General features: G+C 41.6%; 17 protein-coding genes, 1 tRNA gene, 3 rRNA genes and 1 other annotated feature. Of the genes, 7 read left to right on the plus strand and 14 right to left on the minus strand.

Annotated features, from left to right (window positions below):
- Positions 1-5 precede the first annotated feature (5 nt).
- The 4 genes from RCG22_RS15520 to RCG22_RS15535 all read left to right on the plus strand — a co-directional run bounded on the left by RCG22_RS15520 (position 6) and on the right by RCG22_RS15535 (position 3,464).
- Complete coding sequence (locus RCG22_RS15520) at positions 6-581, plus strand: cysteine hydrolase family protein (protein ID WP_098263262.1); 576 nt, start codon at positions 6-8, stop codon at positions 579-581.
- 37 nt (positions 582-618) lie between these two features.
- A complete protein-coding gene (locus RCG22_RS15525; protein ID WP_308103661.1) occupies positions 619-1,905 on the plus strand; it encodes a glycosyl hydrolase family 18 protein in 1,287 nt (428 codons plus the stop codon).
- A gap of 197 nt (positions 1,906-2,102) precedes the next feature.
- Positions 2,103-2,753: a deoxynucleoside kinase gene (locus RCG22_RS15530; protein ID WP_308103662.1), complete on the plus strand. Its 651-nt coding sequence runs from the start codon at positions 2,103-2,105 to the stop codon at positions 2,751-2,753.
- Between the two features lie 15 nt (positions 2,754-2,768).
- Positions 2,769-3,464, plus strand: a complete 696-nt coding sequence (locus tag RCG22_RS15535; RefSeq protein ID WP_374049366.1) for a deoxynucleoside kinase — start codon at positions 2,769-2,771, stop codon at positions 3,462-3,464.
- 97 nt (positions 3,465-3,561) lie between these two features.
- Here the strand turns inward: RCG22_RS15535 and RCG22_RS15540 are convergent.
- The 4 genes from RCG22_RS15540 to guaB all read right to left on the minus strand — a co-directional run bounded on the left by RCG22_RS15540 (position 3,562) and on the right by guaB (position 8,575).
- Positions 3,562-3,654, minus strand: a tRNA-Ser gene (locus RCG22_RS15540).
- Positions 3,655-3,926: 272 nt separating this feature from the next.
- A complete protein-coding gene (serS, locus tag RCG22_RS15545) occupies positions 3,927-5,207 on the minus strand; it encodes a serine--tRNA ligase (RefSeq protein ID WP_308103664.1) in 1,281 nt (426 codons plus the stop codon).
- 77 nt (positions 5,208-5,284) lie between these two features.
- Positions 5,285-5,507, minus strand: a binding site (T-box leader).
- Positions 5,508-5,580: 73 nt separating this feature from the next.
- On the minus strand, positions 5,581-6,891 hold the full coding sequence (locus RCG22_RS15550; RefSeq protein WP_308107174.1) for a serine hydrolase: 1,311 nt from the start codon (positions 6,889-6,891) through the stop codon (positions 5,581-5,583).
- A gap of 220 nt (positions 6,892-7,111) precedes the next feature.
- On the minus strand, positions 7,112-8,575 hold the full coding sequence (gene guaB / locus RCG22_RS15555; protein WP_308103666.1) for an IMP dehydrogenase: 1,464 nt from the start codon (positions 8,573-8,575) through the stop codon (positions 7,112-7,114).
- A 106-nt stretch (positions 8,576-8,681) separates the two neighbouring features.
- Here guaB and RCG22_RS15560 point away from each other — a divergent pair, with 106 nt between their 5' ends.
- Positions 8,682-9,620, plus strand: coding sequence for a YaaC family protein (locus tag RCG22_RS15560; RefSeq protein WP_098263255.1), 939 nt, complete (start codon positions 8,682-8,684; stop codon positions 9,618-9,620).
- A gap of 317 nt (positions 9,621-9,937) precedes the next feature.
- Here RCG22_RS15560 and rrf read toward each other — a convergent pair.
- The 10 genes from rrf to dnaA form a co-directional block, all read right to left on the minus strand.
- Positions 9,938-10,054 (minus strand): 5S ribosomal RNA (rrf, locus tag RCG22_RS15565).
- Positions 10,055-10,130: 76 nt separating this feature from the next.
- Positions 10,131-13,066, minus strand: a 23S ribosomal RNA gene (locus RCG22_RS15570).
- A 208-nt stretch (positions 13,067-13,274) separates the two neighbouring features.
- Positions 13,275-14,812 (minus strand): 16S ribosomal RNA (locus tag RCG22_RS15575).
- The 16S, 23S and 5S rRNA genes sit together here, the layout of an rRNA operon.
- Before the next feature lie 281 nt (positions 14,813-15,093).
- Complete coding sequence (gene gyrA / locus RCG22_RS15580) at positions 15,094-17,661, minus strand: DNA gyrase subunit A (protein ID WP_308103667.1); 2,568 nt, start codon at positions 17,659-17,661, stop codon at positions 15,094-15,096.
- Positions 17,662-17,688: 27 nt separating this feature from the next.
- On the minus strand, positions 17,689-19,608 hold the full coding sequence (gyrB, locus tag RCG22_RS15585) for a DNA topoisomerase (ATP-hydrolyzing) subunit B (protein ID WP_098260347.1): 1,920 nt from the start codon (positions 19,606-19,608) through the stop codon (positions 17,689-17,691).
- Positions 19,609-19,677: 69 nt separating this feature from the next.
- On the minus strand, positions 19,678-19,926 hold the full coding sequence (gene remB / locus RCG22_RS15590; protein WP_166251191.1) for an extracellular matrix regulator RemB: 249 nt from the start codon (positions 19,924-19,926) through the stop codon (positions 19,678-19,680).
- 8 nt (positions 19,927-19,934) lie between these two features.
- Positions 19,935-21,053 carry a DNA replication/repair protein RecF gene (gene recF, locus RCG22_RS15595; RefSeq protein WP_098260334.1) on the minus strand — a complete coding sequence of 373 codons (1,119 nt, stop codon included), beginning with the start codon at positions 21,051-21,053 and terminating at the stop codon, positions 19,935-19,937.
- A 43-nt stretch (positions 21,054-21,096) separates the two neighbouring features.
- Positions 21,097-21,312 carry a S4 domain-containing protein YaaA gene (yaaA, locus tag RCG22_RS15600; RefSeq protein ID WP_066249155.1) on the minus strand — a complete coding sequence of 72 codons (216 nt, stop codon included), beginning with the start codon at positions 21,310-21,312 and terminating at the stop codon, positions 21,097-21,099.
- 122 nt (positions 21,313-21,434) lie between these two features.
- Positions 21,435-22,571, minus strand: a complete 1,137-nt coding sequence (gene dnaN / locus RCG22_RS15605) for a DNA polymerase III subunit beta (RefSeq protein WP_308103668.1) — start codon at positions 22,569-22,571, stop codon at positions 21,435-21,437.
- Between the two features lie 210 nt (positions 22,572-22,781).
- Positions 22,782-24,128 (minus strand): chromosomal replication initiator protein DnaA, encoded by a 1,347-nt coding sequence (gene dnaA, locus RCG22_RS15610; protein ID WP_098260332.1) that lies wholly within the window; start codon positions 24,126-24,128, stop codon positions 22,782-22,784.
- 669 nt (positions 24,129-24,797) lie between these two features.
- Between dnaA and rpmH the strand changes: the two genes are divergently transcribed.
- On the plus strand, positions 24,798-24,932 hold the full coding sequence (gene rpmH / locus RCG22_RS15615; RefSeq protein ID WP_035446353.1) for a 50S ribosomal protein L34: 135 nt from the start codon (positions 24,798-24,800) through the stop codon (positions 24,930-24,932).
- A gap of 51 nt (positions 24,933-24,983) precedes the next feature.
- The gene (gene rnpA, locus RCG22_RS15620; RefSeq protein ID WP_308103669.1) at positions 24,984-25,325 is read left to right on the plus strand and encodes a ribonuclease P protein component; all 342 of its coding nucleotides are present in this window, start codon (positions 24,984-24,986) and stop codon (positions 25,323-25,325) included.
- Positions 25,326-25,347: the final 22 nt, after the last annotated feature.

The raw sequence follows: 25,347 nt of genomic DNA on the forward strand, positions 1-25,347 counted from the left end.
GACAAATGACCCAGATTCGTCCCGCGCTTATTATTATCGATATGATAAATAACTTTGATTTTACCCATGGCCCCATTCTTGCCAAAAAGGCTGCCCGTATTGCCGGTTCTATCAAAAATATAAAAAATCAATTTAACGAAAGAAATTTACCCGTTATCTTCATTAACGACCATTATAATTTATGGCAGGCCGATTTACATAAAATTATTGACCTATGCACAAACGAACGTAGCTCGCCTGTTTTTGAAGTACTGCTTCCCGAGGAGAAGGATTTATTTTTAATCAAACCAAAGCATTCGGCTTTTTATGGAACAGCACTAAATACCTTGCTGCACCAACTGAAAGTAACGACACTTATTCTTACAGGGATTGCCGGAAATATTTGTGTACTTTTCACAGCAAATGATGCTTATATGCGTGAATATGAATTACTTGTTCCTAGAGATTGTATTGCCTCTGCTGACGACAACGATAATCAGTACGCCTTAACGATGATGGAGAATGTCTTAAAAGCAAGGATTCACCCTTGTACAGATGAAATTTACCAGCATTATATCATTTATCCGTATCCTCCCTCATAAAATAGTTGCAACGCATATTTACCAGGGAGGGATTAGGATGCAAATCCATGTGGTGAAACCGAATGAATCGTTAACTACGATCGCGAGAACTTATCATTCAACCGTCCAAGATATTGTTGAAGCCAATGATTTACCCAATCCAAACAATCTTGTCATTGGTCAGTCACTTGTCATTCCGATTATCGGTCACTTTTACTTCGTCCAGCCGGGTGATTCCCTATTCTCAATCTCGAGAAAGGTGGGCGTCTCCGCTCAGGAGCTTGCCACCATCAATCGCTTGAATGTAAATCAGCATCTTAATGTGGGTTTTCGTCTTTACATTCCCCAAGGTAAAAAAAGAAACGCTGAATTTAATGCGTACGTTGAACCGCGCGGCACCACTGTAGCCCCAGTCTTGGAAACCAGTGCTCGTGAGGCCGCACCTTATCTAACATATTTGGCCCCATTTAGCTTTCAAGTCCGCCGTGACGGCACATTAAAAGCACCGTTACTAAATAACTTTCCTGCTATTGCTAAAGCCAACCGTAACGTCTTAATGATGGTCATAAACAATCAAGAAAATGACCAGTTCAGTGATGAACTCGGCCGAATATTATTAAATAACATGGCCATTCAAGATAAGTTCCTTCATAACATTGTCTCAACTGCCAATAAGTATGGCTTCCGTGACATACACTTTGACTTTGAGTTTTTACGCCCCGCCGACCGCGAGGCCTATAATCGCTTCTTACGAAAGGCAAAACAAAGATTCAAAAGTCAGGGCTGGCTTATGTCAACAGCCCTTGCACCTAAGACCAGTGCCACGCAAAAAGGGAAATGGTATGAGGGGCATGACTATAAGGCACACGGGGAAATCGCCGACTTTGTCGTGATTATGACCTATGAATGGGGCTATAGTGGCGGCCCTGCGATGGCGGTATCGCCTATTGATCAAGTGAGAAGAGTTTTGGAATACGCCGTCACTGAGATCCCCTCGAATAAAATTATGATGGGCCAAAATCTTTATGGCTATGATTGGACCTTACCTTTCGTGCAGGGATCTGTGGCCAAGGCTGTAAGCCCGCAGCAAGCGATACAGCTCGCCGCAAGCCACCATGTTCCCATTCAATATGACACCAAGGCACAGGCACCTTTTTTTAGATACTCAGATGCCGGGAAGCAACATGAGGTTTGGTTTGAAGATGCCCGCTCGATCCAGGCAAAGTTTAATTTAATTAAAGAGTTAAATATTAGGGGCATGAGCTATTGGAAACTAGGTCTAGCCTTCCCGCAAAACTGGCTATTAATCGTGGACAATTTCACTGTCACCAAGCGTGGGTCGTAAATATTTTTTCTACAAAAACTGCCTTAATTCGGCAGTTTTTTCATATTTTTGATATAAACCTTATGACTTCTAAATATTCCTTATCCCTTCCTGAGTGAGATTATGATAAAATAAAAACTGCATGTTTTTAATAGACTTAAAATCCGGTTTATCCGGTGAAACATAGAGTGAAGGCAGCTTTCGAAGGAGGACTTGCAATGGGGGATACACCCTTTATTACCGTTGAAGGGCCGATTGGTGTAGGAAAAACATCACTCGCAAAAGCCATTTCAGCGCAATTTGAATTTGCATTACTAAAAGAGATTGTTGATGAAAATCCATTTTTAGGGAAATTCTATGAAAATATTGAGGAGTGGAGTTTTCAAACGGAAATGTTTTTCCTCTGCAATCGCTTTAAGCAATTAGGGGATATCAATACCCATTTCTTAAGTCAAAATCAGTCCGTAGTAGCCGATTATCATATCTTCAAGAATTTAATTTTTGCAAAGCGGTCATTAAGCACTGACGAATACCAAAAATATTATAAAATTTACCAAATTCTAACCGAAGATATGCCTAGGCCTAACGTGATCATTTATTTGAATGCAAGCCTAGACACGCTGTTAAAACGGATTAAAGTAAGAGGGCGTGAAGTAGAAAAAAATATCAGCCCCTTATATTTAGAGCAATTATCGCTTGATTATGAAGAAACAATGACCATTTTTGAAAAGGAACATCCGGAAATTCCAGTCCTTCGCTTTAGCGGGGATGAATTGGATTTTGTAAAAAATGAACAGGATTTAACCCATATTATTGGTCAGTTATCATTAGCATTAAAAAAAAACAGCTGGACTACTAAAACACTATAGAACAGGGGAATGTTAGTGAGTATCGTTATTGGTGGTATGATTGGTCTTGGAAAAACAAGTGTAGCTGACACATTGAATGCACACTTTCAAAATAGAGGAATTGAGAGCAAGGTGTTTTATGAATCGGTGGATGATAATCCAATTTTGCCTCTCTATTATGAACTAACACCTGAAGAATTAGATACCAAAAGAATACCTTTCCTGCTTCAATTATTTTTCTTAAATAAACGCTTTAAAACCGTTAAGGAATGTGTCAGTTGGGAAGAGCCTGTTTACACCATTCAGGACCGGTCCATTTATGAAGATTGGTATTTTGCCTATGTAAATAAATCGTTAGGCAGAATATCAGATTTGGAATTTAAAATTTACGAAGACCTAGTTGAAAATATGCTTGAAGAACTTAATGAACTCCCAAGGAAAGCACCAGATTTAATGGTGTACTTAAAAGGTTCGTTTGATACAGTCATTGATCGAATTATGGCGCGCGGAAGAAGCTTTGAAATTAACCCTGAGCTGAAGGAGTATTACTTTGAAGTGTGGAAGGGTTATGATGAGTGGGTTATGAATCAGTATGCGGCAAGCGAAGTATTAGTGATTGATATGGATTCGACTGACGTTGTAAAAAGCGAGGAAGATGCCACTAGAGTCTGCCGTGCGGTCGAAGATAAGTTACAAGAAATTTTAAATATGAGAACAGCACATATTGGATAATCCGATATGTGTTTTCTTTTTAGATATAAAAAAAAAGCCGTTACATGTAATGTAACGAACCTTTATCTCCAGTTTTTATGCGCGATTTTAAAATTAATGGAGGAGGAAGAGGGATTCGAACCCCCGCGCGGTGTTACCCGCCTGTCGGTTTTCAAGACCGATCCCTTCAGCCAAACTTGGGTATTCCTCCGTATCAACAAAAACTAATTTACCATATAGTTTTCACTGTGTCAACAATAATAAAGCGGAAGCGCCCGTTTAGCGGCATATGGACTGGAGCACTTTGACTGAGATAAAGGAAACACGGAGAGCGATAGCGATTCGATGTTGACTTATCGTAGGGAAAAGGGCGAAGTCCACTAGCCGCTGGGCGCTGGAGCTAGACAGTTATCTAAGTTCAAAACTTATACTTTCTTATCTATAAAAAAACTGGACAAGTTTAATCTGTCCAGTTTTTGTTATTTACTTCAATGTAATGACATCCCGGTTGCCCATATAAGGACGTAAAACAGCAGGAATCACGACGCTGCCGTCAGCTTGTTGGTAATTTTCTAAAATGGCAGCTACCGTGCGGCCAATCGCGAGGCCAGATCCATTTAAGGTATGAACATGCTCTGGTTTTGCCTTAGGTTCACGGCGGAAGCGAATGTTTGCCCGCCTTGCCTGGAAGGCCTCAAAGTTACTGCAAGAAGATATTTCCCGGTATGTTCCATAGCTTGGAATCCAAACTTCAATGTCGTACTTTTTCGCTGCGGTAAAACCAAGGTCACCTGTACACATGCTTAGCACACGGTAGGGTAGTTCTAGTAATTGTAATACCCGTTCCGCGTCGTTGGTTAGCTTTTCAAGCTCCTGATAAGAGTCTTCAGGCTTAACAAACTTTACAAGCTCTACCTTGTTAAATTGATGCTGACGAATCAAACCTCGTGTATCACGGCCCGCAGAGCCCGCCTCAGAGCGGAAACACGCACTATAGGCAGCAAAGCGGATTGGCAAATCCTCGCCGCTTAAAATTTCATCGCGGTGAAAATTGGTTACAGGAACCTCAGCGGTTGGAATCAAGAAGTAATCTTCATTTCCAATCAAAAAGGCATCTTCTTCAAACTTTGGAAGCTGTCCCGTTCCAGTCATACTTGCCCGATTAACTAAATAAGGCGGCAATATTTCTGTATAACCATGCTCATCGACATGGAGGTCTAACATGAAGCTAATTAACGCCCGTTCTAAACGAGCTCCTAACCCTTTATAAAAGACAAAACGACTTCCGGTTACTTTTCCGGCCCGATCAAAGTCAAGAATGCCTAAGTGATCGGCAACATCCCAGTGGGGCTTTGCTTCAAACTCAAAATCACGTACCGTGCCCCATTGTCTAATTTCAATATTATCTTCTTCAGTTTCACCCACGGGAACACTTTCATGAGGGATATTCGGAATACTCAGCATCAGCAGTTCTAATGATTCTTCCACCACTCGTAATTCATCATCAAACGTTTTGATTTGGTCACCCACTTCACGCATTTCCGTAATCAAATGATCCGCATTCTGTTTTTCACGTTTTAAAGTGGCCACCTGCTGAGAAACCTCATTACGTCGGCTCTTTAATTGTTCTGTCTCCACAATCAATTCGCGCCTTCTTTGGTCGAGTTCCTCAAACTGATCGAGAGCAGATAAATCTTCCCCACGATTTTGAAGCCTTTCTTTCACATCTTCAAAATTAGCTCGTAACACTTTAATATCTAACATAATTGTCGCACTCCTTTTTATAGAAAATTATCAAGTGGAAGGTTTCCGCTTGAAAAACAAAAAACTCCCGCCCCTAAAACAGGGACGAGAGTTACTCGCGATACCACCCTGGTTGACAGAAAAAGCTGTCCACCTCGAAAAACGTTAACGGTTTCTACCGAAAGTACTTACTTACCTCTTCGTGAGGCGTTCCATACCTTGCTCGAGGAGGGATTCACAAGCTTCATCCACCGGTTCGCACCACCCACCGGCTCTCTAGAGAATGAGTTCCCTGTTACTAGTTCCTCTCATTGCTTTAATCACTATTAGGATTTTGTATTTCTTAATTTACTATAATTTTTAACCAAATGCAACCAGTTTATACTAAATGAGTTTAAAACCAACCTTTAACAGCGGTAGAAATCCCATGCCAGACATCGCCAAAGAAATTACCGATGCCCCTCATCATTAATACAAACCAATTTGATTTTTCGACTCCATTTACTGCAATTACATCAACTTTAACCTTCTGCCCGCCCTCAGATGTTAAGAAGCTTACCTTCTCGCCATTTTTCGGTGCAACGGTTAAGTAGCCGATCTTTTCACCTTTTTTAATAGGTGCAGTTAACTCGCCGTTTTTATTAAGCTTATTTTTATCCAGAACAAGGACTGGTTTGTAATCCTGTTTTCCACCATTTTGAATAATCATGTTAATGGCTGATTTCGTATAGATTTTTACTAGGTCCTCTTTTCCTTTAATCACAGGAACTGTCTTCTGTCCCTTTACTTGATAGTGTTTAGGAACAAGTGTCTCTTTTGTGAAATTGCTGAAAGCATAATCCAGCATTTTTTTTGTTTCACCAAAGCGTGCTTTATAACCATCGTTTTTGCCGCTCACATCTTTAGCATTTTGGACAACCGTTATAAATCGTTTTCCATCGCGGCTGGCTGTTCCAGTAAAACAATAACCCGCAAAATCAGTTGTCCCTGTTTTTAGCCCGTCCATGCCTTGATAACCATAAACCAATGATGGGAGCATCCAGTTCCAGTTTTGCATGACGATTCTATCATCTGTACCCTCTCGAAAAACCTTTTTTGGCGTACTAGCCGTTTTTAGTACATCTGGATAATCATTAATGAGATGATAAGCTAACGTCGCCACGTCACGCGGAGACATAACATTTTCTTCCTCCGCACCCGTTCCCTGCGGCTGCTCCCCATTATAATCTTTATTATTCAAACCCGTTGAGTTCACAAATTTACTATTTTTCAAGCCTAGCTTTTTGGCCTTGTCATTCATCATCTTCACAAAATTCGTTTCCGAACCGCCAATCACTTCTGCAAGTGCAATGGTTGTCCCATTTGCAGAATAAATAGCCATTGCCTCATATAATTCTCGCACATTATATTTTTCACCAAGACGTAAAGGGACATTCGATAATCCGGTAGGCTGCGAAATCTTATAAACAAGATCACTTACCGTATATTCCTGATCCCATTTCACCTTTCCATGTTTCACTGAATCAAGTAAAAGATATTCCGTCATCATCTTCGTCATACTGGCAATTCCTAATGGACTGTCCGCATTTTTCTGATATAAAACCCTGCCTGTTTCTCCATCAACCATAATTGCACCATCTGCGTTTACATTGAGCCCTGCTTCGGCCTTAACTGGATCGACCCCGGCAAAAATCCCCAAAAACATAATAAGTGCCAGCGCACTGGCAACAAATTTCTGATAAAAATATTTGTTCACTTTAACGCCCTCCATGAATTTATACACTTTGGTTATTTTAACATAAGTCATTAGCAAATCATAGACGGAGCTATGAACCATCTTATGGCTAATTTTAGAAGTTTCTCTAATCTTTTTTAGGCCTATTTACACAAAAAACAGAGAAGACATTGCTTCTCTGCTTGAAAGATTATAATGAGTAGTTTGGAGCCTCTTTTGTGATTTGCACATCATGTGGATGACTCTCTCTTAACCCCGCACCTGTCATTTTAATAAATTGTGCTTTGGTTCTTAATTCCTCTAGATCTTTAGTTCCGCAATAACCCATTCCTGATCTGAGTCCGCCGATAAGTTGATAAACAGTCTCTGCTAATGGCCCCTTATAAGGAATCCGTCCTTCAATTCCTTCTGGAACGAACTTCTTATTATCTTCTTGGAAATAACGGTCTTTTGATCCTTTTTCCATCGCGGCCACTGAACCCATCCCCCGGTACACTTTAAAGCGGCGTCCTTGGAAAATTTCTGTCTCTCCTGGGCTCTCTGTTACCCCTGCCAATAAGCTGCCCAGCATAACGGCATGTCCGCCAGCTGCAAGAGCCTTTACGATATCTCCAGAGTATTTGATGCCGCCATCGGCAATAATCGTCTTGCCATGCTTCATCGCTTCTCCTGCACAATCATAAACGGCAGTAATTTGTGGAACACCGACACCCGCTACAACTCGTGTTGTACAAATTGAACCAGGTCCAATTCCTACTTTAACAACATCGGCTCCTGCTTCAATTAAGGCTTTGGTTCCTTCAGCTGTTGCCACGTTCCCAGCAATGATGGTGAGATTTGGATGAGTAGTTCTAATTTCCTTTACCATATCGAGGACACCTTTGGAATGTCCATGGGCTGTATCAAGGACAATTACATCGACATTGGCTTTTACAAGTGCTTCTACTCGTTTCATCGTATCGCTCGTTACTCCAACCGCTGCTCCGGCTAATAGACGCCCTTGACTGTCTTTTGCAGAGTTTGGAAATTCAATCACCTTTTCGATATCCTTAATTGTAATTAACCCTTTTAACACACCCTGCTCATTGACAAGAGGCAATTTTTCAATTTTGTAATGCTGTAGAATTTTCTCTGCTTCTTTTAAAGTCGTACCAACTGGAGCAGTCACAAGATTTTCCTTAGTCATAACATCGGAGATTTTAAATGAATAATCTTGGATAAAACGAAGATCCCTATTGGTAATAATTCCAATAAGCTTTTGTTCCTCCAAGTTATTAACAATCGGTACACCGGAAATTCGATATTTTCCCATTAAATGCTCAGCATCATACACTTGATGCTCTGGAGTCAGGAAAAATGGATCGGTAATGACCCCGCTCTCTGATCTCTTTACCTTTTCCACCAGCTCTGCTTGCTGCTCAATGGTCATATTCTTATGAATGATCCCTAAACCGCCTTGACGAGCCATTGAAATAGCCATCTCGGACTCGGTTACAGTGTCCATCCCAGCACTAATGATGGGAATATTTAGCTTTACAGTTGGTGATAATTCAACTTGCAGGTTTACATCTCTAGGCAGTACCTCAGATTTACCAGGAATTAATAGTACATCATCAAACGTTAAACCTTCTTTTACAAACTTACTTTCCCACATTTTTATAGCCCCCAGGAAAAAAATATTATTTGTAGGTTATCAATTGGATAAAATACTGTCAAGGAATAAACATTAGTCTGATTCTTCTGAAAAAGGTGATATTGATTTGAATACTGAATATAAGGACTGGAAAAGCTACGCTTGCTTCTTTTCAGCAGAATACTGTCAGCGCTTTTTGAAAAATTGTTACCAAAAGCGTAATATCGAAAATCCCGAACAAAAAAGCTATGAAAACTGTTATGCCTTTCTTTATTATCTTGAACACGGTCAAGTTTATTATCAACAAGCAGCAAGCTCCCCACTTATTATCAAACCAATTATGCTTTTTTATGGCCTTGTCCATTTAATTAAAGCATGTATATTAACGATTGATCCCGCGTACCCAGAAACTACAGCTGTTTTAGCCCACGGGGTTTCGACCAGAAAAAGAAAGAAGCAGAATTATCATTTCTTTCAAGACGAAGTTAAATTTCAAAAAAATGGACTTTTCCCCTTCATCTCTGAAAAATTGTTTCACATGAAACAATTGGAAGGGGAGAAAGTCATTATGGAGGAATTACTACAGCTTATACCAGAACTAGATGATTTATTCTTACTACTTGAAGGGAAAAGGACATTTATCAAATTACAAACGGATCATAAACAATTTGTGGTGCCTGACACCATATTAGACCATTTTCATATGACAGAAAACCGCTTTAAGGAGTTTCTGGCATCAAAGTTTGAGAAGGGAGTGGAGTTTTCAGAGGGGGGATTATCTTTCATGTTGAATACAACCTCGTTTGGTAGATCACCATTAAGGTTTCATTTGGAGGCAAATTATTACGCGCTGCCCCTTAATAAAGGCAATTATTTTAATTTCCCTGAGCTGCTAATTCATTACCTATTGCTTTACAATTTAAGTATGATTGCCCGCTATGAAACGGAATGGTGGAGTGAGTTGACGAAGATGATGCCCAACCAGGATTACCCCTTCATTTGTTCTTTCCTTGATGTCACCATGCAAAAGGGGCCGTATTTGGTTTATCAGTATTTGATGGGATGACGATGGAACACTCTTTAGTTACCGTTGAAGGATTTTCCTTAATCGAGTAACCAGCAAAAGTAAAATAAGCGGATATTTTCCGGTTAGATGCAGAATGGAGCTCGTTTCGGGGTAAATAAGGGGAGGTTTTCCGCTTAATCAAAGAAAAATCCCCCGTTTTTGAATTTTTCGAATCAATAGGCGGAATCTCTCCGTCTATTTAAGCCTTTTTTAATACTAATCACTAATTAAGCGGAATTTTTCCGCCTATTTATCAGCTCAGGTGCTTGACCTGAAACACAAAAAAGAACAACCTTTTCAGGTTGTCTTTTAAATGTGCCTGGCAACGTCCTACTCTCACAGGGACGCGTGTCCCAACTACCATCGGCGCTGAGAAGCTTAACTTCCGTGTTCGGTATGGGAACGGGTGTGACCTTCTCGCCATAATTGCCAGACTTATTTTGTTGAGGTATCATTCCCTCAAAACTAGATAATGCAGAAGAAGTTGTAAAAACGAGTTCGCTTTAAAATTTGGTTAAGTCCTCGAACGATTAGTATCAGTCAGCTCCACATGTTACCACGCTTCCACCTCTGACCTATCAACCTGATCATCTTTCAGGGTTCTTACTAGCTTGCGCTATGGGAAATCTCATCTTGAGGGGGGCTTCATGCTTAGATGCTTTCAGCACTTATCCCGTCCGCACATAGCTACCCAGCGATGCCCTTGGCAGAACAACTGGTACACCAGCGGTGCGTCCATCCCGGTCCTCTCGTACTAAGGACAGCTCCTCTCAAATTTCCTGCGCCCACGACGGATAGGGACCGAACTGTCTCACGACGTTCTGAACCCAGCTCGCGTACCGCTTTAATGGGCGAACAGCCCAACCCTTGGGACCGACTACAGCCCCAGGATGCGATGAGCCGACATCGAGGTGCCAAACCTCCCCGTCGATGTGGACTCTTGGGGGAGATAAGCCTGTTATCCCCGGGGTAGCTTTTATCCGTTGAGCGATGGCCCTTCCATGCGGAACCACCGGATCACTAAGCCCGACTTTCGTCCCTGCTCGACTTGTAGGTCTCGCAGTCAAGCTCCCTTGTGCCTTTACACTCTGCGAATGATTTCCAACCATTCTGAGGGAACCTTTGGGCGCCTCCGTTACTCTTTAGGAGGCGACCGCCCCAGTCAAACTGCCCACCTGACACTGTCTCCCACCCCGATCAGGGGTGCGGGTTAGAATTTCAATACAGCCAGGGTAGTATCCCACCGACGCCTCCACCGAAGCTAGCGCTCCGGCTTCTCAGGCTCCTACCTATCCTGTACAAGCTGTACCAAAATTCAATATCAGGCTACAGTAAAGCTCCACGGGGTCTTTCCGTCCTGTCGCGGGTAACCTGCATCTTCACAGGTACTATAATTTCACCGAGTCTCTCGTTGAGACAGTGCCCAGATCGTTACGCCTTTCGTGCGGGTCGGAACTTACCCGACAAGGAATTTCGCTACCTTAGGACCGTTATAGTTACGGCCGCCGTTTACTGGGGCTTCGATTCAGAGCTTCGCTTGCGCTAACCCCTCCTCTTAACCTTCCAGCACCGGGCAGGCGTCAGCCCCTATACTTCGCCTTGCGGCTTCGCAGAGACCTGTGTTTTTGCTAAACAGTCGCCTGGGCCTATTCACTGCGGCTCTTCGAGGCTATTCACCTCAAAAAGCACCCCTTCTCCCGAAGTTACGGGGTCATTTTGCCGAGTTCCTTAACGAGAGTTCTCTCGCTCACCTTAGGATTCTCTCCTCGCCTACCTGTGTCGGTTTGCGGTACGGGCACCATTTATCTCGCTAGAGGCTTTTCTTGGCAGTGTGGAATCAGGAACTTCGGTACTAAATTTCCCTCGCTATCACAGCTCAGCCTTATGTGAGAAGCGGATTTGCCTACTTCTCAGCCTAACTGCTTAGACGCGCATATCCAACAGCGCGCTTACCCTATCCTCCTGCGTCCCCCCATTGCTCAAACGATAAAGAGGTGGTACAGGAATATCAACCTGTTGTCCATCGCCTACGCCTTTCGGCCTCGGCTTAGGTCCCGACTAACCCTGAGCGGACGAGCCTTTCTCAGGAAACCTTAGGCATTCGGTGGATGAGATTCTCACTCATCTTTCGCTACTCATACCGGCATTCTCACTTCTAAGCGCTCCACCAGTCCTTACGGTCTAGCTTCAACGCCCTTAGAACGCTCTCCTACCACTGACATCTAAGATGTCAATCCACAGCTTCGGTGATACGTTTAGCCCCGGTACATTTTCGGCGCAGAGTCATTCGACCAGTGAGCTATTACGCACTCTTTAAATGGTGGCTGCTTCTAAGCCAACATCCTGGTTGTCTAAACAACTCCACATCCTTTTCCACTTAACGTATACTTTGGGACCTTAGCTGGTGGTCTGGGCTGTTTCCCTTTTGACTACGGATCTTATCACTCGCAGTCTGACTCCCACGGATAAGTCTTTGGCATTCGGAGTTTGTCTGAATTCGGTAACCCGATGAGGGCCCCTAGTCCAAACAGTGCTCTACCTCCAAGACTCTTACTACGTGAGGCTAGCCCTAAAGCTATTTCGGAGAGAACCAGCTATCTCCAAGTTCGATTGGAATTTCTCCGCTACCCACACCTCATCCCCGCACTTTTCAACGTGCGTGGGTTCGGGCCTCCATCCAGTGTTACCTGGACTTCACCCTGGACATGGGTAGATCACCTGGTTTCGGGTCTACGACCACATACTTATACGCCCTATTCAGACTCGCTTTCGCTGCGGCTCCGTCTTTTCAACTTAACCTTGCATGGGATCGTAACTCGCCGGTTCATTCTACAAAAGGCACGCTATTACCCATTAACGGGCTCTAACTACTTGTAGGCACACGGTTTCAGGAACTATTTCACTCCCCTTCCGGGGTGCTTTTCACCTTTCCCTCACGGTACTGGTTCACTATCGGTCACTAGGGAGTATTTAGCCTTGGGAGATGGTCCTCCCTGCTTCCGACCGGATTTCTCGTGTCCGGCCGTACTCAGGATCCACTCAGGAGGGAACGAAGTTTCGACTACAGGGTTTTTACCTTCTATGACGGACCTTTCCAGATCGCTTCATCTACCCCGTTCCTTTGTAACTCCATGTTGAGTGTCCTACAACCCCAAGAGGCAAGCCTCTTGGTTTGGGCTATGTCCCGTTTCGCTCGCCGCTACTCAGGGAATCGCGTTTGCTTTCTCTTCCTCCGGGTACTTAGATGTTTCAGTTCCCCGGGTATGCCTTCCATACCCTATGTATTCAGGTAAAGATACTGTTCCATTACGAACAGTGGGTTCCCCCATTCGGAAATCTCCGGATCAAAGCTTACTTACAGCTCCCCGAAGCATATCGGTGTTAGTCCCGTCCTTCATCGGCTCCTAGTGCCAAGGCATTCACCGTGCGCCCTTTCTAACTTAACCTAAAAGGTTTATAACTCTTATTTACATAAGAGAGAAAAACTAAAATGGCGATTACTCGATGTTTACTTTGCTTCTTCTTACGATTATCTAGTTTTCAAAGAACGATTAAAAAAAGCTTTGAGAGATTGTACTCTCAAAACTAAACAAACAAAGATCGCGTTACAAACAAACTGTTTTGTCTGGCTCACAGGTCCAGCTTTATCCTTAGAAAGGAGGTGATCCAGCCGCACCTTCCGATACGGCTACCTTGTTACGACTTCACCCCAATCATCTGTCCCACCTTAGGCGGCTGGCTCCTTACGGTTACCCCACCGACTTCGGGTGTTACAAACTCTCGTGGTGTGACGGGCGGTGTGTACAAGGCCCGGGAACGTATTCACCGCGGCATGCTGATCCGCGATTACTAGCGATTCCGGCTTCATGCAGGCGAGTTGCAGCCTGCAATCCGAACTGAGAATGGTTTTATGGGATTGGCTAAACCTCGCGGTCTTGCAGCCCTTTGTACCATCCATTGTAGCACGTGTGTAGCCCAGGTCATAAGGGGCATGATGATTTGACGTCATCCCCACCTTCCTCCGGTTTGTCACCGGCAGTCACCTTAGAGTGCCCAACTGAATGCTGGCAACTAAGATCAAGGGTTGCGCTCGTTGCGGGACTTAACCCAACATCTCACGACACGAGCTGACGACAACCATGCACCACCTGTCACTCTGTCCCCCGAAGGGGAACGTCCTATCTCTAGGAGTGTCAGAGGATGTCAAGACCTGGTAAGGTTCTTCGCGTTGCTTCGAATTAAACCACATGCTCCACCGCTTGTGCGGGCCCCCGTCAATTCCTTTGAGTTTCAGCCTTGCGGCCGTACTCCCCAGGCGGAGTGCTTAATGCGTTAGCTGCAGCACTAAGGGGCGGAAACCCCCTAACACTTAGCACTCATCGTTTACGGCGTGGACTACCAGGGTATCTAATCCTGTTTGCTCCCCACGCTTTCGCGCCTCAGCGTCAGTTACAGACCAGAAAGCCGCCTTCGCCACTGGTGTTCCTCCACATCTCTACGCATTTCACCGCTACACGTGGAATTCCGCTTTCCTCTTCTGCACTCAAGTCCCCCAGTTTCCAATGACCCTCCACGGTTGAGCCGTGGGCTTTCACATCAGACTTAAAGGACCGCCTGCGCGCGCTTTACGCCCAATAATTCCGGACAACGCTTGCCACCTACGTATTACCGCGGCTGCTGGCACGTAGTTAGCCGTGGCTTTCTGGTTAGGTACCGTCAAGGTACCGGCAGTTACTCCGGTACTTGTTCTTCCCTAACAACAGAGCTTTACGACCCGAAGGCCTTCATCGCTCACGCGGCGTTGCTCCATCAGACTTTCGTCCATTGTGGAAGATTCCCTACTGCTGCCTCCCGTAGGAGTCTGGGCCGTGTCTCAGTCCCAGTGTGGCCGATCACCCTCTCAGGTCGGCTACGCATCGTCGCCTTGGTGAGCCGTTACCTCACCAACTAGCTAATGCGCCGCGGGCCCATCTGTAAGTGACAGCCGAAACCGTCTTTCAGCTTTTCCTCATGAGAGGAAAAGGATTATCCGGTATTAGCACCGGTTTCCCGGTGTTATCCCAGTCTTACAGGCAGGTTGCCCACGTGTTACTCACCCGTCCGCCGCTAACCACCGAAGTGATTCGCTCGACTTGCATGTATTAGGCACGCCGCCAGCGTTCGTCCTGAGCCAGGATCAAACTCTCCAAGAAAGTTGATTAGCTCATTTTGTTACGTTGGCTTAGCTTCATTTCTGAAACTAATAATTTTTGTTTGTTTGCACGATTTTGTTTGTTTAGTTTTCAAAGGGCAATTTCCTTATCGCCCGTAAGCGACTTAATTAATATACCACCTGTGATATTTAAAGTCAACCGTTTTTCTATCTTTTTTACTACAAACATTGTAATAACTCTTTCTAATTATTTCTTTCTTTTATTAATGTTCATCAACATAAGAAAAGGAACACATTTTTCATGTGCTCCCTCCTCATTACTTATTCTATATCCTCATTGGCTTCAACCGCTTCAGGAGAGTCCTCTTTAGGAGAGTCCTCTTTAGGAGAAACCTCTTTAGCCTCGTTTAGACCATTTTCAAGTACTTCTGCTACTTCATCTACTACTTCTTCTTCTTCTTTCTCTACCTTTGCCACAGTAGCGACAAACTCATCTTCACTTTCCTTCATACTAATCAACTTCACACCTTGAGTATTCCGTCCCATTTTTGAAATACCTCCAACATCCATACGGATGAGGACACCACCTGTGGTGATTAGCATCAGATCCTCTTCACCTGTTACTGCCCGCATCGAAACAAGTTCACCATTTTTTTCAGTAACATGGCAGGTCTTTATTCCCTTACCGCCTCTACCTTGGATTCGGTACTCTTCTGCTTTTGTCCGTTTCCCATATCCATTTTTCGTTACAATTAACACATCATTTGTTTCCTCTAAAACTTCCATTCCAACAACTTCATCGTCATTATCGAGCGTTATGCCTTTTACGCCGGTAGCTGTTCGTCCCATTGATCGAACATCTGTTTCAGGGAAACGAATAAGCATACCTTTCTTCGTACCGATAATCATATGTTTAGTGCCATCGGTTAAACGAACAGAGATAAGTTCATCACCCTCACGCAAACTTAGGGCAATTAGGCCGTTGTTGCGGATATGAGCAAACGAGGTTAACGGAGATCGTTTGGAAACCCCTTCTTTGGTTGTAAAGAATAGGAACCAGTCATCCACAAATTCCTCCACCGGAATGATTGCATTGACCCATTCTCCCTTTTCGACACCTAAAAGATTAATAATTGGGATCCCTTTAGCCGTTCGGCTGTATTCAGGGATTTCATAACCTTTAGAACGGTATACCTTCCCTTTGTTCGTAAAGAAAAGGATCGTATCGTGAGTTGAAGTGGTAATCAATTGTTCTACAAAATCATCCTCGTTTGTACCCATTCCTTGAATTCCCCGTCCACCCCGTCTTTGGGCACGATAGGTTGAAACTGGAAGACGTTTAACATAACCATTATGAGTCAAAGAAATGACGATATTCTCACGAGGGATTAAATCTTCATCCTCAATATTTTCAATTCCGCCGGTTACGATTTCTGTACGGCGCTTATCATTGAATCGCTCTTTAATCTCAGTCAATTCTTCACGGATAATTTCAAAAACCTTTTCCTCATCAGCTAAAATAGCTTTTAATTCAGCAATAAGCTTCATAAGACTTTGAAATTCATCCTCAATCTTTTCTCGTTCTAAACCAGTTAAACGTTGCAGGCGCATATCAAGGATAGCCTGAGCTTGTTTTTCAGACAAGTTAAACTCTGTCATTAAACCTTCGCGGGCAATATCCGTTGTTTGTGAATTTCGAATTAGTGTAATAACTGCGTCTAAATTATCTAAGGCTATTCTTAATCCTTCTAAAATATGTGCACGTGCCTCTGCTTTACGCAATTCAAACTCTGTTCTTCTGCGAATAACTACTACTTGATGATCTAAGTAATGTACTAAGCATTGCTTCAGAGTCAACACCTTTGGATGTCCATTAACTAGGGCTAATGTGTTAATTCCAAAGCTAGTTTGTAGTGCAGTATGTTTGTATAAATTATTTAAAAGGACGTTGGCATTCGCATCTTTACGAACTTCAATAACAATTCGCATACCTTTACGGTCGGACTCATCTCTTAGGTCAGTAATGCCTTCAATTTTTTTATCGCGAGCTAATTCAGCGATTTTTTCAACTAATCTTGCTTTATTCACTTGGTATGGTAATTCATTGACAATGATAACTTCTTTACCATTTGATTTTTGTTCGATTACTACTTTAGCACGAACGGTTATTGATCCTCTGCCTGTTTCATAGGCTTTACGAATACCGCTCCGGCCCAAGATAATTCCGCCTGTCGGGAAGTCTGGACCAGGGATAATTTCCATAAGCTCTTGCGTAGTAATTTCAGGGTCATGACTAATTGCTAAGACTCCATCGATCACTTCTCCAAGTTGGTGTGGCGGGATGTTGGTTGCCATACCTACAGCGATCCCAGTTGTACCGTTTACTAAGAGGTTAGGGAATCGAGCTGGCAGAACAACTGGCTCTCTTTCCTCACCATCATAGTTATCTTGATAATCAATCGTATCTTTGTTGATATCTCGCAATAACTCCATTGAGATTTTCGACATTCTCGATTCTGTATAACGCATTGCAGCGGCAGAGTCTCCATCGACAGAACCAAAATTCCCATGACCATCTACAAGCATATAGCGATAGTTGAAATCCTGTGCCATCCGAACCATCGTTTCATATACTGCAGAGTCACCATGCGGGTGATACTTACCGATTACATCCCCAACGATACGAGCTGATTTTTTATATGGTTTATCTGAATGCATTCCAAGATCATGCATAGCATATAGAATACGGCGATGAACTGGTTTCAACCCATCCCGAACATCTGGAAGGGCACGAGAGACAATAACACTCATCGCATAGTCTAGGAAGGATGTTTTCATCTCATGACTAATATTTATATCTTTCACTCGAGGATTTGGTGTTTCAGCCATTACTTATTACCTCCTTTCACCTTTTCTTTAGATATCTAAATTCTTCACATATTGGGCATTTGACTCAATGAAATTACGACGTGGCTCTACTTTTTCACCCATTAACATATCAAACGTTTCATCTGCTTCAATTGCATCTTCAAGATTAACCAACAGCATACTTCTTTTACTAGGATCCATCGTTGTTTCCCATAATTGCTCAGGATTCATTTCTCCTAAACCTTTATAACGCTGGATATTAGGCTTTGGTGAATTTGGTAGTTCTGCGAATATCCGTTCAAGTTCATTGTCATTATATGCATACTCAATTCTTTTACCTTGTTGGACCTTATATAGAGGCGGTTGGGCAATATATATATATCCTGCTTCTAATAGTTGTCTCATATAACGATAAAAGAACGTTAGGATAAGTGTTCGTATATGAGCACCATCAACATCCGCATCCGTCATGATAACTACTTTATGATAACGAGCTTTAGAAATATCAAATTCTTCTCCAATTCCTGTTCCAATTGCAGTAATCAGTGCCCGCACTTCATTGTTAGAGAGAATCTTATCTAGACGAGCCTTTTCAACATTGAGAATTTTTCCTTTTAATGGCAAAATTGCCTGAAAATGACGGTCGCGTCCTTGTTTGGCCGAGCCACCAGCAGAATCACCCTCAACGATATATATTTCACTTTCAGAGGGATCCTTGGAAGAACAGTCAGCTAATTTCCCAGGTAAACTGGAAACCTCTAACGCACTTTTCCGGCGCGTTAATTCCCTTGCTTTCTTAGCAGCCAGTCTTGCACGTGCAGCCATTAAACCTTTATCAACAATTTTTCTAGCTACAGGTGGGTTTTCTAACAGAAACTTATCGAAAGTGCTGGCAAAAACAGTATCCGTAATCGCTCTGACTTCAGAGTTTCCGAGCTTTGTCTTTGTTTGCCCTTCAAATTGGGGATCAGGGTGTTTAATTGATACAATAGCTGTTATACCTTCACGAACATCTTCACCTGAAAGATTGGTATCATTTTCTTTAATCAAGCCATTTTTTCGTGCGTAATCATTGATAACCCTTGTTAACGCAGTCTTAAAACCGGATTCATGTGTTCCACCTTCATAGGTGTGGATATTATTTGCGAAAGAGTAAATGTTATCTGTATACCCCTCGTTATATTGGAGTGCGACTTCAACACTAATGCCGTCACGTTCTCCCTCCATGTAAATAGGTTCCTCATGAATCACTTCTTTTGTGCGGTTTAAATGCTCAACATACGATTTAATTCCGCCTTCATAGTAGTATTCATTACGTTTATTTTCAACACGCTTATCATCTATCGTAATTTTTATTCCTCTGTTAAGAAATGCAAGCTCACGAAGTCGAGTAGCTAGAATGTCATATTCATATACCAATGTTTCCGTGAAAATATCACCGTCTGGTTTAAAATGCGTAACTGTACCCGTAATATCAGTCGTTCCAATAACCTCTAATTCTTGAACAACCGCACCACGTTCAAATTTAATTGAATAAATTTGACCATCCCTGTGGACATATACCTCAAGTTCAGTGGAAAGAGCATTGACTACAGACGCACCAACACCATGAAGTCCCCCAGAAACCTTATATCCTCCGCCGCCGAATTTCCCACCGGCGTGTAGAACAGTCATAATTACTTCAACTGCTGGTCTACCCATTTTTTCTTGGATTCCAACCGGGATTCCACGGCCATTATCCTTTACCGTGATGCTGTTGTCTTCTTCAATAATGACATTAATTTCATTACAGAAACCAGCCAACGCCTCATCAATACTGTTATCAACAATTTCCCAAACAAGATGATGAAGCCCTTTGCCACTTGTTGAACCAATATACATACCTGGTCTTTTTCGAACCGCTTCAAGTCCTTCTAGAACCTGTATTTGCTCCGCACCATATGCTTCTTCAACTGCTTTTTGTTCCAAAGTCATGCTTGTTCACCTGCACCTTCTGACAAAAATATATCTATATCGTTATAAAAAAATAAATAAATATCAAAATTCATGTATATTCATCTGATTTGAACGTTTCTTTAAAGTTCCGGAAGAAATCGGGGATAAGTAAACATTATCAAAAGTAATAATGATTGATTTAAAGGGGTTTTTGGATAGATTAACTACTTTATCCTTACGATGACTGATGAATTCCTCAACAAGCGGCGAGTTGTTTGCACTCTCTTTATCCAAGATAGAAATAATATCTCTTGCTCGAATATTAATATCTTCCCCGATATGAATATACATGGTTCACCTCAATTAACTTTCTTAATAATCCCTGCTTCAACGACAAAAGTTGAGGCTTCCTTTAATGTCCGGTGGTCAATTCCTTCCACACTTGTGGTTGTCACAAAGGTTTGTACTTTCCCTTGGATGGTATTAAGTAAGTGAGACTGCCGGTAATCATCTAATTCAGATAAAACATCATCAAGCAGTAAAATAGGGTATTCACCAATTTCCGCGTGAATTAATTCAATTTCCGCAAGTTTAACTGATAATGCAGTCGTTCGCTGCTGACCTTGCGATCCAAATGTTTGAACATCTCTTCCATTTACAAAAAAAGTGAGATCATCACGATGGGGGCCGAACAATGTAGTGCCTCGCTCGATTTCCCTTGTTCTAACCTTACTGAATTTTTCCTCAAAGCATGCTATCATCTTCGACAAATCTAGCTCTTCTAATACCTCTACCGACGGTTTATAGGTAATTTCGAGCGATTCCAGTCCTCTGGAAATCCCTTGGTGAATTGGTTTTGCCCAATTCTGAAGTAATCGCAGGAATTCGAACCTTTTCGTCACAATTTTCACAGCCATCCCGATGAATTGTTCCGTCAAGATCTCCAACATGGTTTGATCTGTCTGTTTTTTTATCTGCAGCATTTTCAAAAAATGATTCCGCTGCTGAAGTATTTTTTGATATTGACTCATATCATGTAAATAAATGGGCGATACCTGCCCAATTTCCATATCAATAAATCGTCTGCGGACTTGCGGACTTCCTTTTACTAAATTAAGGTCCTCGGGGGCAAACATAACCACATTCATATTACCGACATATTGACTCAACCTTTGCTGCTCAATATGATTGCATTTTGCCTTTTTTCCCTTTTTAGAAATAAATAATTGCAGCGGTAATGAACTATGTTGTTTTTGAACCCTACCCTCTATTTTAGCATACTCTTGGTCCCAGCGAATAAGTTCTTTATCATTGGAGGTCCGGTGTGACTTCGCCATGGCTAAAACATAAATCGATTCCATCACGTTTGTTTTACCTTGGGCATTTTCGCCCAGGATGACATTTACTTTATTTTCAAATTCTACGAACAACTCTTCGTAATTCCGATAATTTGTTAGTGCTAATTTTTCAATATACATGCAAACGACATCCTTTTGCTTGCTGCTCGATAATTACATGTAATTACTCGGTAATCACAAATTCTCCGAAACCGGCAATTTGGATTTTATCACCTGAGCGAAGCTTTCTTCCTCTTCTTTGATCCTGTTCGCCATTGATAAATATGTCATGTTCACTCAAAAACCATTTTGCCATGCCTCCTGATTGAATTACTTCAGCCAATTTAAGAAATTGACCCAGTGTAATAAATTCAGTGTCTATGTTAATTTTTTCAGGCAAATCATCACCCTCATTTCTAAAATGGTCTCAATACTTTATTTTACTAAAAAAATCACCGAGATACAAAGAAAACTAAAAGAAAGCCACCTTTTTGGTGGCAAGTGAATGATGCTTCAAATTTTTTAGTATGTTCTTACCGGTAAAATTAATTGCAAAATCGTTTCATCATGAAGCGGACGGATAACGAAAGGACGCATGGCTCCTGTAAAACTCACCCTGATATCTGTCCCTTCAAGGGCTTTTAAAGCATCCATCATATATTTAGCGCTAAAAGAGATCTTTAAATCTTCTCCATCGATGGATTCGCTTTGAATTTCTTCAACAACTTTACCAACCTCAGGAGTATTCGAAGAAATTTCAATGATACCACCTTCAATTGTTGAAAGTTTGACAACATTATTTCTTCCTTCTCTTGCTAATAAAGAGGCTCGATCAATTGCGTGTAAAAATTCTTTTGTATTTACGGTAACATCCGTTTTACTCTCATTCGGAATTAAACGAGAAGTATCCGGATAATTACCTTCTAACAATCTTGAGAAAAATAATAAGTGCTTCGCTTTAAATAAAATTTGATTCTCTGTAATTACAATATCAATTAAGTCATGACTGTCATCAATAATTTTACTCAACTCATTTAAGCTTTTCCCTGGAATGACGACATTATAACCTTCGTTGTTCGCTATTTCGACCTTTGACTTTCGAAGGGCAAGTCGATGACTATCTGTTGCAATACAGTTTAGTTCCCCGTTTTCGACCTTCCAGTTTACACCTGTCAAGATGGGGCGTGTTTCTGAGGTGGACACTGCGAAATGGGTTTGTCTAATCATCGCCTTTAAAAGATCTGTGGCAATCTGAAATTTATTATTTTCTTCTATTTGCGGAAGGTGCGGATATTCTTCTGAATCCAGACCAATCAAGTTAAATTCAGATTTACCAGAACGTATGACTGTTTGAAGCGAACCTAAAACTTCAATTTCAACCGTATCTGTCGGCAGCTTTTTGACAATTTCACTAAAGACCTTTGCCTGGAGAACAATGGCTCCTGCTTGTCTCACTTCAATAATTTCATCCCCGGTTTCCTCTTTTGGAATAAAGGACTGTATTGAAATATCAGAATCACTTCCGGTTAAGGTAACACCTTCAGTTGTAGCTGTAATTTTGATTCCGGTTAAAATTGGGATGGTTGTTCTTGACGTAACAGCTTTCATAACATCTTGAACACTCTGGACTAACCGATCTCTTTGGATGATAAATTTCATCGCCTGTAAGCCTCCGATTTAATCATATTTTTAATAGCAAATAATAATATATTTTTTTTTAAAAAATAGTAGAAGTACTAGTAGGGCCTGTAGATATGTGGATAAGTGATTATTTCAACGGAAACACAGCCTATCCACCTGTGGACAGACTGTGTGTAAATACAGAGAAGTTATTCACATATTTGTTAAAGAAATTGGGCTGATATTTTATTAAACCTTCAAAAGTTCATGTAATTCTTTCATTTGCCGTTGCAGCTGGGCATCTGTTTGAAGAAGTTTAGATATTTTTTCATGTGCATGGATGACAGTCGTATGATCACGTCCGCCAAATTCTTCGCCGATTTTCGGCAAGGAATAATCGGTTAATTCCCGAGATAAATACATGGCAATTTGTCTAGGGAAGGCAAGCGATTTAGTCCGCTTTTTTGCCTTAAAATCTTCAAGTTTTATACTAAATAGTTCCCCAACCGTCTTTTGAATATCCAGAATCGTGATCACTTTAGGCTTGGAACTCGGAATAATATCTTTTAATGCCTCTGCTGCTAAATTGGCATTAATATCTTTATTGATTAAGGATGAATAGGCAACAACCCTGATGAGTGCGCCTTCTAGCTCCCTGATGTTTGTATCGATTTGATTGGCAATATAAAGCATGACCTCGTTTGGTATATCTAAGCCTTCTGCTCTCGCCTTTTTACGAAGAATCGCTATTCTCGTTTCCAAATCAGGCGGGGTAATATCTGTAATCAATCCCCATTCAAAACGGGACCTGAGCCGATCCTCCAGCGTCGGAATTTCCCGAGGCGGCCTGTCGCTGGAGATAATAATTTGTTTACTTTCCTCATGAAGCGCATTAAATGTATGAAAAAATTCTTCTTGCGTTGATTCTTTTCCGGCTAAAAATTGAATATCATCTATAAGTAAAATATCGACATTTCGATATTTATTGCGGAAACTCTCCGCTTTATTGTCACGAATTGAGTTAATAAATTCATTTGTAAATTTTTCAGATGATAAATATACGACTTTTGCAGCAGGGTTATGGTCTAAGACATAATGGCCAATCGCATGCATTAAGTGCGTTTTTCCTAAGCCAACTCCTCCATAGATAAAGAGGGGATTGTATGCCTTGGCCGGGGCTTCGGCTACTGCGAGTGATGCAGCGTGGGCAAAACGGTTGCCTGAGCCAATTACAAATGTATCAAACGTGTATTTCTGATTTAAGATACCTTGAGGAAATTCCCCATGGTCGTCGTCCTTTTTAACCTTTTTGGGAGGTAATTGCACATCATTTTCCGACTCACTTTGATTTTGCGGAATGATAAACTTAACAGAAAGCTCTTCTCCTGTGATTTCATAAAGAATCCCAGAGATTAGCTGCGAATAACGCTCTTCCAGCCAATCCCGAGCAAACTCATTGGGAGCAGTTATGATAAGTAAATCACCTTGAAGGGAATGGGCCTTTGTCGACTTAAGCCAGGTGTCAAAGCTTGGTTTGCTAATCTTTTTCTCTATATTGGCTAAGGCAGCATGCCAAAGATCCGCAATATTTTCCAAAAAACATCCCTCCTTTGTTTTGATTTTTTATAAAATAATACGCTTTTTCGCAATTATACCAGCAGTACAACCTATTAATTTATAAATATACGAAATAGTGAATGTGGATAATATATAATAAGGAAGTAAAATGGAGTTTCGACAATATCCACCTCTTGTGGACAACCTTCTACAGCACCCTTGAATAAACTATCCACATGATATCCACAATTTGTGGATAACGTATTCTTGTGGATAAAGTTATTAAGAGTGAAAACACAAATATAATATCAAATAATTGCTTGATGCGCAATGCCTTTTCGTAGTTTATCCACAACTGTAACAATATGTGCACAGTAATTGTCCACAAGTAGATGAATTGTGCAAAACCTGTCAATATCTTGTGTAAAGAGTGAAAAAAATGTCGAAAATTTATCCACAAGTCATTTGAATCTGCACTGGGGTAGTGCGGATTGTTTTTTTAGCATCAAAATTTACAATTCTTCAACTATGGTTAGGATCATTTCATCTTAGTTTTATAATTTCTGGAAATAAGCAATTTCATGTTCAATAAAATTTGGAAATGGAAACAATAGCGAAGAGTAGTTGACAATTTTATGGTGACGTCTTTATAATAAGTAAGACTGTCATTTAAACTTTGATAGCTATTCCTCAGGGAGGTGTCATATAATGAAAAGAACATATCAACCAAATAGCCGTAAACACAGTAAAGTTCATGGCTTCCGTAGTCGTATGAGCTCAGCTAATGGCCGCAAGGTTCTAGCTCGTCGTCGTCTTAAGGGAAGAAAAGTATTATCAGCATAGACCACTGCACAGTCAGTGGTCTTTTTTCTAATCCGACTGAAGGTGTTTTTTATGAAAAAAGAGCTGCGTATTAAAAAAAATAAAGAATTCCAAGCGGCATTTCAAAAGGGCCACTCATTTGCGAATAGGCAATTTGTTGTCTACTCTTTACCAAAAGAGGGACAAGATTACTTTCGTATCGGCCTATCTGTCAGTAAGAAGATAGGAAATGCGGTGACAAGGAACAGGATCAAAAGGTATGTAAGACAATCCATTTTTGAACTGAACGAACAGTTAGCTCCAGGGAATGATTACGTGATTATTGCGAGGAAACCTGCTGCTGAAATGGATTTCTTCGAAGTGAAAAAAAGTTTAACCCATGTGCTAAAAGTGGGGAAGGTTTTGAAAAAGTAACTTTAAGACATAAATTGCAAAG

Origin of the sequence: Neobacillus nitrireducens (assembly GCF_030915405.1) — a bacterium.
Classification (GTDB): domain Bacteria; phylum Bacillota; class Bacilli; order Bacillales; family Cytobacillaceae; genus Neobacillus.

Bases quoted from the DNA above. Each gene is read 5' to 3' on its own strand.
- RCG22_RS15520 (WP_098263262.1), top strand. From the start codon at position 6: ATGACCCAGATTCGTCCCGCGCTTATTATTATCGATATGATAAATAAC.
- RCG22_RS15525 (WP_308103661.1), top strand. From the start codon at position 619: ATGCAAATCCATGTGGTGAAACCGAATGAATCGTTAACTACGATCGCG.
- RCG22_RS15530 (WP_308103662.1), top strand. From the start codon at position 2,103: ATGGGGGATACACCCTTTATTACCGTTGAAGGGCCGATTGGTGTAGGA.
- serS (WP_308103664.1), bottom strand. From the start codon at position 5,207: ATGTTAGATATTAAAGTGTTACGAGCTAATTTTGAAGATGTGAAAGAA.
- RCG22_RS15550 (WP_308107174.1), bottom strand. From the start codon at position 6,891: ATGTTTTTGGGGATTTTTGCCGGGGTCGATCCAGTTAAGGCCGAAGCA.
- guaB (WP_308103666.1), bottom strand. From the start codon at position 8,575: ATGTGGGAAAGTAAGTTTGTAAAAGAAGGTTTAACGTTTGATGATGTA.
- gyrA (WP_308103667.1), bottom strand. From the start codon at position 17,661: ATGGCTGAAACACCAAATCCTCGAGTGAAAGATATAAATATTAGTCAT.
- remB (WP_166251191.1), bottom strand. From the start codon at position 19,926: ATGTATATTCATATCGGGGAAGATATTAATATTCGAGCAAGAGATATT.
- recF (WP_098260334.1), bottom strand. From the start codon at position 21,053: ATGTATATTGAAAAATTAGCACTAACAAATTATCGGAATTACGAAGAG.
- dnaN (WP_308103668.1), bottom strand. From the start codon at position 22,571: ATGAAATTTATCATCCAAAGAGATCGGTTAGTCCAGAGTGTTCAAGAT.
- rpmH (WP_035446353.1), top strand. From the start codon at position 24,798: ATGAAAAGAACATATCAACCAAATAGCCGTAAACACAGTAAAGTTCAT.
- rnpA (WP_308103669.1), top strand. From the start codon at position 24,984: ATGAAAAAAGAGCTGCGTATTAAAAAAAATAAAGAATTCCAAGCGGCA.